Source organism: Chryseobacterium sp. AG363 (genome assembly GCF_003610675.1).
GTDB lineage: Bacteria > Bacteroidota > Bacteroidia > Flavobacteriales > Weeksellaceae > Chryseobacterium > Chryseobacterium cucumeris.
The window spans coordinates 2,289,648-2,305,207 of record NZ_RAQF01000002.1; the positions used below are offsets into that span (position 1 = coordinate 2,289,648).

15 protein-coding genes are annotated in these 15,560 nt (G+C 35.8%); 8 read left to right on the forward strand and 7 right to left on the reverse strand.

Annotation, left to right across the window (positions count from 1 at the left end):
- Window positions 1-167: 167 nt before the first annotated feature.
- The 6 genes from DEU39_RS10395 to DEU39_RS10420 form a co-directional block, all read right to left on the reverse strand.
- Entirely contained in the window at window positions 168-764 is a 597-nt protein-coding gene (locus DEU39_RS10395) for a hypothetical protein (RefSeq protein WP_120231889.1), read from the reverse strand.
- Between the two features lie 397 nt (window positions 765-1,161).
- Window positions 1,162-2,739: a DHA2 family efflux MFS transporter permease subunit gene (locus tag DEU39_RS10400; RefSeq protein ID WP_062674556.1), complete on the reverse strand. Its 1,578-nt coding sequence runs from the start codon at window positions 2,737-2,739 to the stop codon at window positions 1,162-1,164.
- A 141-nt stretch (window positions 2,740-2,880) separates the two neighbouring features.
- Window positions 2,881-3,984: an HlyD family secretion protein gene (locus tag DEU39_RS10405; RefSeq protein WP_120231890.1), complete on the reverse strand. Its 1,104-nt coding sequence runs from the start codon at window positions 3,982-3,984 to the stop codon at window positions 2,881-2,883.
- 16 nt (window positions 3,985-4,000) lie between these two features.
- Complete coding sequence (locus DEU39_RS10410; RefSeq protein ID WP_120231891.1) at window positions 4,001-5,317, reverse strand: TolC family protein; 1,317 nt, start codon at window positions 5,315-5,317, stop codon at window positions 4,001-4,003.
- Window positions 5,301-5,939 carry a TetR/AcrR family transcriptional regulator gene (locus DEU39_RS10415; RefSeq protein WP_120231892.1) on the reverse strand — a complete coding sequence of 213 codons (639 nt, stop codon included), beginning with the start codon at window positions 5,937-5,939 and terminating at the stop codon, window positions 5,301-5,303. The genes DEU39_RS10410 and DEU39_RS10415 overlap by 17 nt, the downstream gene beginning before the upstream one ends.
- Before the next feature lie 315 nt (window positions 5,940-6,254).
- Window positions 6,255-7,373: an ATP-binding protein gene (locus tag DEU39_RS10420; protein ID WP_120231893.1), complete on the reverse strand. Its 1,119-nt coding sequence runs from the start codon at window positions 7,371-7,373 to the stop codon at window positions 6,255-6,257.
- Window positions 7,374-7,770: 397 nt separating this feature from the next.
- Here DEU39_RS10420 and mdlD point away from each other — a divergent pair, with 397 nt between their 5' ends.
- The 7 genes from mdlD to DEU39_RS10455 all read left to right on the forward strand — a co-directional run bounded on the left by mdlD (window position 7,771) and on the right by DEU39_RS10455 (window position 14,131).
- Window positions 7,771-9,090, forward strand: coding sequence for an NAD(P)-dependent benzaldehyde dehydrogenase MdlD (gene mdlD, locus DEU39_RS10425; protein ID WP_120231894.1), 1,320 nt, complete (start codon window positions 7,771-7,773; stop codon window positions 9,088-9,090).
- 197 nt (window positions 9,091-9,287) lie between these two features.
- Window positions 9,288-10,604: a hypothetical protein gene (locus DEU39_RS10430; protein WP_120231895.1), complete on the forward strand. Its 1,317-nt coding sequence runs from the start codon at window positions 9,288-9,290 to the stop codon at window positions 10,602-10,604.
- A 1-nt stretch (window position 10,605) separates the two neighbouring features.
- On the forward strand, window positions 10,606-11,196 hold the full coding sequence (gene lptC, locus DEU39_RS10435; RefSeq protein ID WP_079242560.1) for an LPS export ABC transporter periplasmic protein LptC: 591 nt from the start codon (window positions 10,606-10,608) through the stop codon (window positions 11,194-11,196).
- A 12-nt stretch (window positions 11,197-11,208) separates the two neighbouring features.
- Window positions 11,209-12,252 (forward strand): anhydro-N-acetylmuramic acid kinase, encoded by a 1,044-nt coding sequence (locus DEU39_RS10440; protein ID WP_120231896.1) that lies wholly within the window; start codon window positions 11,209-11,211, stop codon window positions 12,250-12,252.
- Between the two features lie 384 nt (window positions 12,253-12,636).
- A complete protein-coding gene (locus tag DEU39_RS10445; RefSeq protein ID WP_120231897.1) occupies window positions 12,637-12,936 on the forward strand; it encodes an NTF2 fold immunity protein in 300 nt (99 codons plus the stop codon).
- Window positions 12,937-12,961: 25 nt separating this feature from the next.
- Window positions 12,962-13,345, forward strand: a complete 384-nt coding sequence (locus tag DEU39_RS10450) for a DUF2750 domain-containing protein (RefSeq protein ID WP_120231898.1) — start codon at window positions 12,962-12,964, stop codon at window positions 13,343-13,345.
- A gap of 150 nt (window positions 13,346-13,495) precedes the next feature.
- Complete coding sequence (locus DEU39_RS10455) at window positions 13,496-14,131, forward strand: hypothetical protein (RefSeq protein ID WP_120231899.1); 636 nt, start codon at window positions 13,496-13,498, stop codon at window positions 14,129-14,131.
- A 328-nt stretch (window positions 14,132-14,459) separates the two neighbouring features.
- Here the strand turns inward: DEU39_RS10455 and DEU39_RS10460 are convergent, their stop codons facing one another.
- Window positions 14,460-14,849 (reverse strand): hypothetical protein, encoded by a 390-nt coding sequence (locus DEU39_RS10460; RefSeq protein WP_034699917.1) that lies wholly within the window; start codon window positions 14,847-14,849, stop codon window positions 14,460-14,462.
- A gap of 35 nt (window positions 14,850-14,884) precedes the next feature.
- Between DEU39_RS10460 and DEU39_RS10465 the strand changes: the two genes are divergently transcribed.
- Complete coding sequence (locus tag DEU39_RS10465; protein ID WP_062674523.1) at window positions 14,885-15,496, forward strand: NUDIX hydrolase; 612 nt, start codon at window positions 14,885-14,887, stop codon at window positions 15,494-15,496.
- Window positions 15,497-15,560: the final 64 nt, after the last annotated feature.

The following is a 15,560-nucleotide window of genomic DNA, read 5'->3' on the forward strand; positions in this document are numbered from 1 at the left end:
GATAGCCCATCCCTAATTAATTTTTCCTCTATGACTATAATTTTGTTAAATTAAAATCTGCAGAATCAACAAAATCTGCGAGATGCTTTATACATTTCGGGTAAAACCATTGGATATTCATTTACAAAAAAAAGCGGACTAAAGTCCGCTTTTATTCATATCTGATGTTACTTTTCTGAAATAAAAACATGATAACTGCATGAGCTATCCGGATCAAGTTTGAGTACTTTTATATCCAATAAAACATCCAGTCCCATAGTGTCGCAAATGCCCTGTATAAAAGGTTTTATGACTGGCCATTTCAGCAGACCTGCAATTTGCAGGCTATGGGTGATTTTGTGGTAACGGTCTACTCCTTTAATGAGCAATTCGCATTTGTATTCATTTAATTCTTTAAATTCAAAATTATATTCAGGACTGGATGTAAAAACTGCTCCCATCAATATTTTTGCAACAGCCGGAATTCCAGGCTGCAGATTGGGTTTTGCTTCAAGATTCCTCAGTGTCATTCTTGATCCCAGATCGTACATAAAAGTACTGGAAAGCTGTTCAATAGCTTCAGCTCCGTAAAGTTTTCCAATCTGTTTGAGCATGCCTCCATAAAAAGCCCCTGTAATATCAGAGAGGCGCTGGGTAAGCTCTGTAAAAGTTCCGGGAAAGAAATCTGCAATAAGCTGAGCCTGATTCATTTCAGGAAGATAGACGTCATTTTTTCTGAAATCTGATAATGCCGCATAAGTTTCCGGCAGTTGAATTTGATTCATATATAATAAGTTATTAGTGGCTTGAAATCATGATTTAGCTAAATAATAAAACGGAATACAATACTTCATACCGTTTTCGGATATTGGGAAATTGCCTTTATTAACTATAAAAAGCAAGTGAAGAACAGTCAGGTCTTTCAGTTCAATAACCGGAAATCAGATAAAGTGTGACACAACATTCCGGCAAATCCTTTTTGAATGGATTATTACAAGGTGAGGGAATTTATTCATATTTTTTTCATTTGGTGATGTAAAGCTAGAAAAAATAAATAAACTCTCCAATAAGTGATATTATTTTTTATTTAACAAAATGAAAACAGAAAGTATTGTCTCTTATCATGTTAGGGCAGATACAACAAAAAAAGACCTTCGAAATCCCGAAGGTCTTTTTTTAAATCTAGTGCATGGCTTCACTCAAATCTATTTTTTCTTTGCTCTTTCTTTCTTTTACGAGTAAGATAAACGGAATACATATCAGGAATACGATTCCGAGGTAAAGAAATACATCCATATAAGATAAAACAGTGGCCTGTTTTGTTACAGATAAATCGAGCATTTTATAGGCGGCATTCATTGCTGCATCAGGAGTCATCCCTTTTGCTATAAAATTGGCTTTCAATGCTGCCAGTCTTTGCTGAACATCAAAACTGTTTTCATCCAGATGGGAAATTAAGTTATTTCTGTACTTCTGTCCTGCATTGGCAATAAAGGTCGTGATCGCCGCAATCCCGAAAGATCCTCCCAGCTGTCTCATCATCCCTGTAAACGCTGCTCCCTGACCAATCTCCTGCCCTTTTAGTGTACTTAATGACAAAGAGGTAATCGGAATAAATAATAATCCCAGCCCCGCACCTCTTACAATAAGCATCCAGAAGAAGGCATCTTTACTGGTATCCGGTGTCAGAATTTTGTATCCCCAGAAACTGTACACAAAGAAGATAAATAGTCCTAATGAAACCAGGATCTGCTGTTTTGCTCCTTTTGCCAGTAGTCTCCCAATGATAGGCATCATAAAGGCTGTTGTTAATGCAGCTGGAATCATCAAAGCTCCTGACTGAAGTGCTGTCCATCCCAAAATACTTTGGGTGTACAAAGGAACGATGAATGTAGAACCATACAATCCGAATCCAAGAACGAATGACATCATAGTTCCGATTCTCAGGTTACTGTTTTTAAGCACTCTGAGCTCAACAATCGGGTACTTAAAGGTAAGTTCCCGCCAAAGGAATAGTATAAATCCTAAAATTGCTGCTACAGTGAAGGCTACGATCATTCCGCTTTCAAACCAGTCTTCTTCATGTCCTCTTTCCAGAATAAACTGTAATGAACCTACTGTTACTGCCAGCAGAGCAATTCCAAGCCAGTCAACATCTGAAGCTTTACGTTTTTCTGCATATTTCGGGCTTCTTACAAACTGAAGAGTCATCAGCGTTGCTGCAATCCCAATCGGAATATTAATATAGAAAATATAGGGCCAGCTGAAGTTATCAACGATGTACCCTCCAAGAGGCGGACCTAGTGTAGGACCGATAATTACCCCAAGGCCGTAAATAGCCTGAGCCATACTTCTTTTTTCAATCGGATAAGATTCCGTAATAATCGTTTGTGAGGTTACCAATAAGGCTCCACCCCCGATTCCCTGCATCAATCTGAAGAACACGAGTTCCCAGATATTGGTCGCATTTCCACATAAGAATGAAAATACGGTGAATATAATGATGGATGCCGCAAAGTAATTTCTACGCCCAAACTGCTGTGAAAGCCAGCTCGTCATCGGAACAATGATAACATTCCCGATGGCATACGCTGTAATCACCCACCCTACTTCTGAAAGCGTAGCTCCAAGATTCCCCTTCATTTCATTCAAGGCAACATTGACAATCGTGGAGTCTACAATTTCAAGAAGGGCACAAAGGATAGCCGTAATCGTAATAATTACTCTCCGCGCTCCATATTCTACTAATGAATCTTGCATAAGTTTTTTTCGATGTGAAAAACCAATGGCAAATTTTGCTTCGCAGGTGAATGGTGAATTGTAAAGCCTGCCGTTTTAATTGACAGCAAAGCTGATTCACTCATGACAACGAAGTTCATTGATTTTTAACAATTTTAAATATTATTTCAAAGCAACTTCTGCTTTCACGTTCATTCCTGTTCTTAATCTTTTGGCAATATTCTTGTCAAGATTTACAAAATCAATTTTTACAGGAAGTCTCTGAACTACTTTAACGAAGTTACCACTCGCATTATCCGGAGGAAGAATAGAGAAAGTAGCTCCAGTAGCAGGAGAGAATGAGCTTACCACTCCTTCAAATTCTCTATCAGGGAAGGCATCAATCTCAATTTTCACTTTCTGCCCTTCTACCATTTTATCTACCTGCGTTTCCTTAAAGTTAGCTACCACCCATTTCTGGTCATTTTTAACCAAAGCAAACAACTGTGCTCCAGCCTGCAGATACTGACCTGCCTGTGTAGGTACTTTTCCTACGTATCCATCTTCAGGAGCAAGGATTACAGTATAGGATAAATTCAATTTTGCATTTTCTACATCTACTTCTCTTTGTTTAGCAACAGAACCTGCCACACTGATTTGTTGTGAGCTTGCAGCCGTCTGAGAAGAAGCGATGTGAGTTTGCTGAGCAATTTGGTTTCTCTGATCCACTAAAACCTGCAACTGTCTGTCTGCAGATTGTTTTGCAGCCAAAGCCTGCTCATATTGTTGTTCTGTAATAGAATGGTCTTTTACAAGATTAGCATATCTTTTCAAATCCTGAGAAGTTTTCCAGACATTTACTTTTGCTGCTTCTATCTGAGCATTAGCAGTAACTACCGCTGCTTCAGAAGAACCGATATTTTTTGAAGTCGCTGTGGTAGTAGCTTCTGCATTGGAGATATTACTTTTAGCTGTAGATAATGCTGCCTGAGCCTGATCAAGAGCCATTTTCTGATCTCTGTTATCCAAAATCACCAAGGTATCTCCTTTCTTCACAAACTGGTTGTCTTTTACTTTTACCTGAGCTACATAGCCGGAGATTTTAGAAATTACCGGTGCCATATTGGAAGCAATCTGAGCATCATCAGTCTCTTCGTGATACTGTCCGTAAGTAAAGGCTCTGTAACCGTAGATTCCTCCTCCGATTACTACTGCCGCTAAAATGATAGGAAAAACTAAACTTTTTTTCTTTTTAGGTTCAGCTGCCTGTGTATTATTATTTTCCATTTTGGTTTCGATCTGATTATTTAATTGTTAAAGTTCCTGTTGTCTGTAATAGTTTTCTGTATGCAAGTGCAGCATCTGCCTTGGCATTGATCACGCCAACATTGGCAGCAATCTGAGCTGCGTCTGCATCCAGCAATTCAGTCATGGTTGCCAACCCGTTGTCGTATTTATTTTTGGTAATTCTGTAATTTTCATTAGCCTGTTCCGCCGATTTTTCAAAAACAGCAATTCTCTTTTTCGAATAGTCTGTGTTCTGATATTCTCTGTTGACATCAAGCTTAATGTTATCATTCAGTAATTCATCAGTAGCGGCAAGCTGCTTTTCTCTCGCCTGCGATTGTCTCAATGAAGAATTTTCTTTCCAAAGATTGGACAGGTTATAAGAAACACCGATTCCTACATTGATGGCATTGTATACGGTAAGAAACTTAGGGATATCTGCTGCTACATAACCTCCTGTAAATGCGATGGAAGGAAGATTTTCTGCTTTTGCTGCTTTCGAACCTAATTCCGCTGCTTTTCTCTGCTGTGCCAGAGCCTGTAAATCCTTACGGTTTTCTCTGGCTTCGGTAACATAATAATCAACAGGTTTTACGTCTGATCCTTCTTCAATATAATTTTCATCTACTGTAAGTTCTGTAGTTTCAGGAAGCCCCAATAAAAGATCCATATTGATGTTGGCAATATTATAGTTATTCTTAGCTTCCAATAGTTGAAGTTCAATATTTGAAGTCTGAAGGTTCGCCTTTAATCTATCATTTCTTGCGATCAAACCATTATTTTCCATTTTAAGGAAGGTTTCATCTCTTTTTTGAGAAGCGGCAAGATTTTCTTCAAAAACTTTGATAGACTGGTTAGCTTTAAACAAATTGTTATAAGCCTGGGCAACGTTGTAAGCAATGGCAATTTTATCATTCTCAGTGCTTAGTTTAGACGCCTCTACAAGATATTTAGCGGACTGAATCCCATATTTGATTCTTCCGCCGCTGTAAATAGGAACGCTAAGGTTAGCAGAACCGTAAACTACCTGATGTATTTCAGGCCCGCCAGCTCCGCCTGCAACACCAGGAAGTTTGATATCAACATTGGGTTTTATCGGAAGGTACATATAGCTACCTGACACTTTTAATTCCGGTAGCTGTCTGTTTTTAGCCTCCAAAAGATCAGCTGTAGCCTCTTCGATCTTGGCTGCATCGATCTTGAGATTCTTGCTGTTCTGGATTCCCAGCTGCACGGCCTCGTCAAGAGTAAGTGTTCTTTTCTCCTGAGCATTCGCATTTGCTATTCCTACGAATAGTGATAATGCAATCACTGAGTTATTTATTCTCTTCATAACCTAAAAGGTCTTTTAGTAAATATTTAATATGTTTATTAAGTTCTGTGTAGTATCTTTCGTCAAAAGCTTCTTCATCTTCTGTTTCATTCAGGAACTCTTTATACATTTCTTTCGCATTAAATGCATAAAACAAAGTTCCGCTTACGGTAGAATGAAGGAGATAAATAGGTGGATTTTTGGTGAAAATTCCATTTTTAAGACCACTTTCCAATATTTGTGAATACATGGAAAGGAATCCCATTTTGGTTTGCTTCAAAAATTCTACAATCTGAGGATTTTTAGTATGCAGCTGCTCTCTCTGCATAATCCTGTAGAAGCACTTTTGAGTCCGGATCTTGTGAGAAAACTGATCGATTACTCTTTCAATCTTCTGCCATTCGTTGATGTCTGTTCTTCCCAAAAGATCTTTAGAAAAAAACTGACCTTCATTCATTCTGTATTCTACTAATTTCTCATAAAGTTTTTCTTTAGAGCCAAAATAATACGAGATCATAGAAATATTAACATTCGCATCCTTTGCAATTTCCCTGGTGGAAGTTCCTTCGAATCCCTTTTCTGCAAAGAGCTTCTCAGCTGCGAATAATATATTTTCTTCTTTTGAAATCATGTTAGTGTTCATTTTTCAGGGCGCAAATGTACACAAGTTTTAACACAAATCAAACGATTGATTGATTTTTTAATATAGATTTAATTTATTGCAAAGAAAAGACGTTTTCTATAATATATGCTGAATACGCAACAGAGGCAGTTTTTAATGGAAAACAATAAAAAGAGAGCTCATTTTTAATTCATATATGGGAAATATTTCAATGATAATTTTAATTATTTCCAGCCTATATTCAATTAAAGTATACATAAAAAAGGCAGGAAAGTAAAGCTAAAATGATAATCTCCAGAATAAAATAAAAACTCCGGCGTTAACCAGAGCTTTTATTTATGTACTTTTATGAATATATCTTGATAGTTTAATTCCCAGATCGGTCCAGACAATTTTGGGGTTTCCGTTTCTGGTAAGGTGAAGATCGGCTGTATTAATTTCTTCCAAAATACTCTCAATATTAGCCCCACTGATAAATTTTGAAAAGCCGGCCCAATTGAAACCGTTCGCATTGATCTTTTTGTAGACCAGATTTTCAGATTGATAGTTCTGAAGCAATGCCAGTCTGAAAATCTCAGAACAGTAATTAAGAAAGTTTTTCTGTTTCTCCCTGTTCCATCCTGCAATTTCTCTTGCCCAGACAATAATGCTTCTGAGATATTCCGGTTTCTTCTTTACCATAAATGCATCTCTCACCCATTGTACAAAAAGCTTTTCAAACTCGTTGCTTTTATCTCCGGAATTCAACAATTTTATAGCCTCATTGAGATCTCCCTGAGCTTCATGAACAATCTCTCTCACTTTTTCTTCTGAAACAGAGAAATTCTTTTTAAGATAACTTTCTATATCTTCATCATTAATTCTCGGAATTTCTACAATCTGTGTTCTGGAAAGAATAGTTGGAAGAATATCGTTTGTACTTTCAGCTGTAAGAAGAATGACCGTTTTTGCTGGTGGTTCTTCCAAAAATTTCAAAAACTTATTAGAAGCGGCGACATTCATTTTATCTGCTCTCCACACAATAAGAATTTTGGTTCCTCCTTCATAACTTTTTAAAGAGAACTTCTGATTCTGGTCATCCACTTCATCCGCAGAAATAAATAACTGTTTATTTTCTGATTCTAAAAAAGCGGTCCAGTCATCATAGCTTGCATAGGGTGAAGCCAGGATCATTTCTCTGAATTCATCAAATTTATTCTTGCTTAATGAGTTTTTATTGTCTGTAAAAACCGGAAAGCTGAAATGCAGATCCAGATGATTGAGATGCTCAACCTTCGCAGCAGCATGTTCGTTTTCCTGACTGAAAATTTCCCTTGCATAGGCCAGTACCATAGGCAGTGTTCCGTATCCCTCTTTTCCTACAAAAAGTTGGGCATGGCTCACTCTGTTTTCAGCAATGCTTTCTCTAAGAAGTTTTTTCAGATTCGTCTGTCCGGCGATGTTCTCCCAATTCATGTTTCAAAGATAAAAAATCTTATTTCATTTCATAAAATTAAGTCAGCTTAAAATGGATAAAAATGCAGATCCTACATTTTGAGTTTCTTTAAATCTATAAAAATGAAGGATGCAGTCAAACCATTAAGAAGGATTGAAGAAATAAAGAATTATTAAGATGAATTATTCTGATTTTAAACTTAAGCGAAGCTTATCTTAATATCTTCATACAATCTCAATAACTCAAAATAAAAGTTTATAAAGAAATACCTTATAGGTAATATCAATAACAGGATTAGAATAAAATATAAAATTAAATTTTACGCAATTTAATTTTAAGCAATACATTTATTCAGTGAAATTATTCGTAAATTTATTACAATTTCACACCAATTTCAAATATTAAAATTGTAAACCAATGGATACAAACCTGGAACAAAAAATCAAAGGCATATTTCAACAGCAGAAAGCCTTTTTCAAAACCAATCAGACAAAAAATATTGAATTCAGAAAAGCACAACTAAAAAAATTCCGGGATGTTTTTCTTCAGCATACCGATGCACTTTGTGAGGCTTTGAATACAGATTTGGGAAAAAGCAGAAAAGAAGCGGAATATGTGGAGATTCAAATAGTGATCAGCGAACTTGATTATTTGCTTGAAAATATTAATGAATGGGCAAAAACTACTTCCGTCCCCTCAAAACCACATCCTTCAGGCGCTGAAGTTGAGAGCACAATAACCTATCAGCCTTATGGAGTTACCTATATTATCGGACCTTTCAACTATCCAGTTCAATTGACGTTCAGTCCGCTTATCGGAGCCTTGATCTCCGGAAATACAGCAATCATAAAACCATCTGAAAACACACCACATGTTGCTCAGGTACTTGAAGATATTGTGAAAGCATCTTTTGATGAATCTTATGTAGCCGTTATTCAGGGAGCTATTGAGGAAAATACTCTTTTACTCAGCTTACCTTTTGATTATATTTTCTTTACAGGAAGCCCGAATGTCGGGAAAATTGTGATGAAAGCCGCTGCAGAACAATTAATTCCGGTTACCTTGGAACTTGGAGGAAAATCTCCTACCATCGTTCACAAAGATGCTGATCTTGATAAAGCTGTAGCCAGAATATCTTACGGAAAATGGATTAATTGCGGACAAACCTGTGTGGCTCCTGACTATATTTATATCCATAAATCTGTAAAAGATGCATTTATTGAAAAATTTAAAGCTCATTTAAATGCTGCTTATGAAGGGAATTCTTTGGGAAAAATCGGGAAGATTGTAAGCCAGAACCAAATTAAACATCTTGCAGGTTACCTTGAAGCAACGCCGGAAAAAGTAATTTATGGAGGACATTATGATCTTGAGACCCGTCACTTTGAAGCCACTTTAATGGATAATGTGAACTGGGATGATCAGGTGATGCAGCAAGAGATTTTCGGCCCTATTCTTCCTATGATGACCTATAATGATATTGAGGAAGCGTTGGAGGAAATCAATAGCCGCCCTAAACCACTGGCATTATATGTTTTCACAGAGGATCAGGAATTTGCCGATTATGTTTTAGACCACACCACAAGTGGAGATGCTGAGATTAACAGCGCTATTATCCACGTGGGGTCACATTACTTACCTTTTGGAGGTGTAGGAACTTCGGGAATGGGAAAATATCACGGAAAATTCAGTTTTGAATGTTTCAGCCACAGCCGTTCTGTTCTCCAGGTAAAATAATAGTATAAATGCTTATTCATATAAACCGGGACTGTTCATCATAGAACAGTCTTTTTTTGCAAAACAGAATTGATATTTTTATGGCGGAAAAATTGGATTTTTCTTTTAAAGACAAGCCCTTAACAAACTTTAACCACATATAATTTTTACAATTCATTAATATTTAAGATATTTGCGCATTGTTTTAAAAATAAAGAATGAAAAAAATCTTTGTAGTATCATTCATATCAGTTGGATATTTTCTGAATGCGCAGAGTCTAAGCAACTCTCCTTATGCAACTTATGGAATTGGAGATGTGAAATATGATAATACGATCGAAACTACTTCTATGGGAGGTATATCTACTGCTTTTATTAGTGATTTTACCAGTAGTTTCAATTTTGCCAACCCGGCAAACAACGCCAATTTTGAACTTACGAGTATCAGACTGGAAGCTACCAACGAAAACAATTATTTCAAATCGAACTATAACGATATGAAATCTACAAAGCATTCTACGTATCTTTCCAATATTTCGATTGCATTTCCATTATCTTCAAAAGTGAAAATGGGGATCTCTTATCAGCCATACAGTTCTAAAAGCTACGACATCGTAACAGAACAGCTTGCCAGTGATAACACAACTCCTCTTTACAGAAATAATTTCAAAGGAAGTGGAACTTTGAACACAGCACAGCTTGCAGTTTCTTATAAAATCAATCAGGAATTATCAGTAGGAGCAAAAGCAAACCTTTATTTTGGAGATCTTAATGACCTAAATGAATTCCGAGCTTACAACAGCAACCTTGGTACGTATGCAGGTGAATACGTTAATGGATATGAGACTAAAAACAGAATCAGAAACTTTAATTTTACACTGGGAACAAGTTACCAGACTTTAAATACACGTACTGATAAAAAGTTCACGGTAGGAGCTACCGCTACTTTTGGTAATACAAGTAATATGACTACTCAATACACCAATAGTACGTACAGATATTCTGATGCTCAGGAAACGACTAAAGTTAGCGGATCAGAAACAATCATCGAACAAAAAGAAATGAAGTCCAAAAATCTTCTTCCATTACAGGCATCCTTAGGGGTTGGATACGGAAGTGAGAACCATTGGTTTGTATCAGGACAGGTAGATTATAAAAAAGGAGAAGATATTTCTTACTTTGGTAAAGATTTCAGTTTCCAGGATACGTACAGAATTTCTGCAGGGGGATGGTACCTTCCCAACTATAACAACTTCAGAAGCTACTTCTCAAGAGTGATCTACAGATATGGAGCATTTTATGAAAGAGGAAATCTGAATCTGGAAGGGAACAGTATTAACAAATTCGGTATTTCTGCCGGAGTAATGTTACCATTCAAAAACAGTAGTATCACCAGAATGAGTGGTCTTGAAATCGGATTAGAAGTTGGTAAGAGAGGAACTCTTAAGAACAACCTGATCAACCAGAATTTCATCAACCTGAGAATCGGCTTTAATTTTGCTGATAAGTGGTTCAGAAAGACTCTTTATAACTAAAATGAACTTTTCAAAAAAAATATCATATAAAAATATAGCATGCCTTTTTAGTTGTGCTATATTTTTTATATTGACATCCTGTGAGGAAGATCTTACCAAAAGAAACGGCAGTCAAAGCAAAAACTTTCCTTCACAGATCATCAACAACGCCAATATTATACAGCGTGATTCCGGCTTTATTACGTTAAAAGCCAAAGCACCCATCATTGAAAAATACGAACTGATTGACAGTCCATATGTAGTAGCCAGAAAAGGAATTGACATTGAGTTTTTTGATAAAAAGAAACCTAAAGTTCCAGGAAGAATTACCGCTAAATATGCCCGTATTTTTGAATACAAAAAATTCTATGAAGCTAAAGGTGATGTAAGGATAAAAACCAATGAAGGACAGAGATTTGCCATGCAGAGTATTTATTGGGACCAGAAAAAAAACAGAATCTATACCAAAGATACGGTTTATGTTACCATGGAAGACGGTTCTACACTGGTAGGTGCCAACGGAATGACCGCCAAGGATGACTTTTCCGAATACACATTCTATAACAACTCCGGAGATTTCAGTTCCAAAAGAATTTCTGAAAATAAAAAATAAATCCAAAAAATAATGAAAGCGCTGGCTATTGGGTTGATGTCCGGGACAAGCCTGGATGGTTTGGATATCTGTCTCGCTGAATTTGAAAAGCAGGACACATGGACCTTTCAAATCCTTAAAGCTGAGACACTCTCCTATTCTGAGGATTGGGAAACTCAACTTAGAAACTCTATTCATCTTTCTTCTGAAGATTTATTGGAACTGCATTCAGACTATGGTTTTTATCTTGGACAACAGGTTAAAAAGTTTATTCATCAACATCAGCTTGAAAATATTGACCTGATTGCCTCTCATGGCCATACTGTTTTTCATCAGCCTCAAAAAAAATTCACATTACAAATCGGCGACGGCAGAGCTATAAAACTGGAAACCGGACTTCCTGTTATCTATGATTTCAGAAGTCAGGACGTGCTGATGAAAGGAAATGGAGCACCTTTGGTTCCTATAGGTGATGAATTGCTTTTCTCTGCATACAGCGCTTGCCTGAACCTGGGCGGATTCTCCAATATTTCTTTACGTTCGGAAGGAAAAAGAATTGCCTTTGATATCGCCCCGGTAAATATTGTTTTGAACCATCTGGCCCAGCAACTGCATAAAAATTTTGATGAAAACGGAGCATTGGCAGCAAAGGGAAAAATAGATGAAACCCTACTGAATCAACTTAACGCCCTGGATTTCTATCAAACTTCACATCCAAAATCTTTGGGAATAGAATGGTGCCATCAACATATATTTCCACTTCTTGAAAATATTGAAACACTGGATGCACTGGCTACTTTTACGGAACATGCTGCCCAGCAGATTACCAATGTCATCAATCAATATAGTATAAAAGATATTCTTATCACCGGAGGAGGCGCCTACAACACGTTTTTAATTGAAAAAATAAGAGCGAAAACAAAAGCCGAAGTCATCATCCCTGAAAAAGAGATCATCAATTATAAAGAAGCCCTGATTTTTGCCTTTATGGGTGTTTTAAAAATGAATAACGAGATCAATGTGTTGTCTTCTGCGACTGGAAGTACAGCGGATCATTGTTCGGGAGTTATTGCTTAGATATTTTCATACTTGTATGTTACCGATCCTCGCTCCCGCACGAATCCCTTCGTGTGGAACTTATCCTACTAATTCAGTATTTATTATTTGATGAATTCAGAATAATAAAGAGCTTCTTTTAAAAATATAAGATCATTAAAAACAAAAGTTTTTTTAGGAATTCAATCTGGTGCTCTGATCTATAGTTTTAAACTAAATTACACTAAAGGATTTGTGCGGTAGCAAGGGATTTGACAAGCTTATATTATCAAAATATTCTGTCTCCCAATTTTAGAGGTATTTGGTATCCCTTGGGCTATACTTAATTTGTCAAAAGAACTTATTACATAAACCATTGTTCAACTACAGTGGTTTTTTCCTATCTTTTGTTAAATAAATTATTCAATGAAATATTGTATTCTTATAGCATTAATTTCAGTAACAAGTTGTAAAAAGAGTAATACATATAAAGGAAAAAAGACTCTAACAGATAAAGAAATTGCCATTTCCATAGCTGAAAGGAAATGGAAGCAAGTTTACGGTAAATCAGCAATAAATCAACAAAAACCATTTGTTACGGAAAAGAAAAATGACAGCATTAGGATTGTTCAAGGAACTCTACCTAAAAACAAACTGGGAGGCGTAGCTTATGCGGAAGTAAATGTAAAAACCAAAAAGGTAATCAGTTTTACACATGGAAAATAAGAAGTAATTAAATAAAAGAATTAAAATGAATCAAAAAGAGATTGAAAGTGTTATCGCTTTAGAGCCGACAGAAAGATATAAATACTTTATAAAGCAAGTAGCTGATTCTGAGATTTTTTACACTCTCATTGATACTAATGGAGATTACGTAGTGTCAAAAATTGACGACGAAGAACTATTCCCATTATGGAGCGCGCAGGAATATGCAGAACTTTGTAAGGTTAATGGGTGGGAAAATTGTGAAGTCAAAAAGCTAGACTTGGATGATCTGGAGGATGAAATTATTGATTTTATTGCTGATCATGGTTGTTTAATTAATGTCTTTCCAATTTTTGATAAAACGGGATTTGTTGTTGATTTGACAGAATTTTCTAAAGATTTAAGCGATGAGCTGAAAAACTATGGATAATCATAAACTTAAATAATACGGTTCAATAGGATTTTAAGGTCGAGCAATGCCATAAGGCACCTAATTAAATATTCTAAAGTTTAAAAGATAAGCCACAAATTATGTGGCTTATCTTAAAAAAGAAATTGAAATATGGGAAATAGAGAATAGATGATAAAATACAAAGGAATTCAAATAAATGTGCTAGATAATCTTTATGTGGAAACAAAAGAATTAGATTCTTATATATCTAAAGAAATTAGATTTGCCATTGGTACTAATCAACCTGAAAACTATATAGAGGTTATTAAGTATATTATAGATTATATTGTAGATAGTAAGCCAATTATTTCTGAAAACCAAAATATTGGCTATTATTCATGGCTTTTACAATTCAGGCTGGATGAAGATAACTGCTATGATCTATATGAAGCAAACGCTGATGGTAGCGGTTTTAATAAAGGTTGTGACACGGCAATTTCAGTTGTTAGACAGCAAAGTGAAATGTGTTTACAATATGATCTTATTCCTCTATTTCCAAACTTCAATCAGTCAGTGGTTATATCAGATGGTGTTTATGAAGGAAAAGATATTGAAGGAATCAGATATGATTCGCCTCAGGGCGAAAGTGGCTGGTATCTTATCACAGACGACTATAATGATGATATTAAATCATTGAAGATGGTTCACTTTTATCATGTTGCTTTTGCCCGACCTGATATTTTACAATATCTGGCAATACCTTTCGGATACAGATTTATTATGAAAAACGGAAATGTTGAAATATGTAGAGATGAGGAAGAGTAATGCTCAAGCATGTTTCAAAAGGTTATTTTCCATTATTAAATGACATTGACAAAGAAAATTATAAATAAATAATTGACTAATCCTTTTAATTAATACTCAAGATTAGTGATTAATAACGGTGTTCTTATTGGGAACCCTTCGACAGGCTCAGGGTGACAGGTCGCAAACCATCCGTAATTTTTAAGCGTTGTCTGGCTGAGCCTGTCGAAGCCGTTATTATTGACAGAGATAGGTTAATAATTTAAAAAACAGGTATTTATTGGTTGCCTGTTTTATTTTCGCCACTTTCCTGTAAAAATAAAAAAACCTTCAGAAATGAAGGTTTTAATTATTTATAAGCTTCGATTTTATCGGTAAGCGTATTGATAAAGTTCTGTAAAGGTTTTTCTACCATCATTTTGATGAACGGATTGAATTTTCCTTCAAATAACATCTGAACTTCAGTCTGGTTTTCACTGATTGGGTTCAGTGTAGCGGTTAATGAGAAGTCCAGACTTGAACTTGCAGATCTTAAAACAGCTTTCTGATCGTCTACTTCATCAATTTTTAATGCGATTTCAGGCATACCCTGTAATCCAAATTTAAATCCATTATCTCTTGTTTCAAATTTCTGAAGACCGTCCGGCATAAAATCTTTATAATTTTCAGGTGATTTCAACAACTCGGTAAGTTCTTTAGATGATTTATTGACAATAATCTTTCGTCCTTCTAAATTCATTTTTTATTTTTGTATTAAATTCTTAACTATTACAAATGTATAAAGTTTTTGTCAACGAAAAAAAATTATTACTATCTAAGCATCCTGAAGAACTTGAAAAAAAGCTTGGGTATGAAAATTATACCACTTTAGAAATCGCTTTGGATCTTCTGGAGAATACTTCTGTGCAGGAACTGAATGTGTATGGAGAGAATTTGGATGAAATCTGGCAGGAGTTTCAGAAGCTTTTCAGAATTATAGAAGCTGCAGGAGGGCTTGTTAATAATCCTGAAGGTAAAATTCTTTTCATCAGAAGACTCGGCAAATGGGACCTTCCTAAGGGTAAGATGGAAAAAGGAGAATCCAGAGAAGAGTCTGCAGTAAGGGAAATAGAAGAAGAAACAGGTTTGAGTGATGTTGAACTTGTACAATTCATCAATACTACTTACCATATCTATGTAGAAAGAAATGGAGAGAAAATCTTAAAATGTACGCATTGGTTTGAAATGAACTTTGACGGCGAAGATACTTCCAAACCGCAAATAGAAGAAGGTATCACCGAAGTTGCATGGAAAACGACCTCAGAAATTGAAAATGAAGTATTCCCAAGTACTTTTAAAAATATCAAACTGATCGTAAAAGAATTCTGGAATTTGAAGAAATCTTAAAAGCCGGAAGCTGGAAGAATGAAGCCGGAAGTTACTATCCGGCCAATTACTTCTTTAAGTGTTA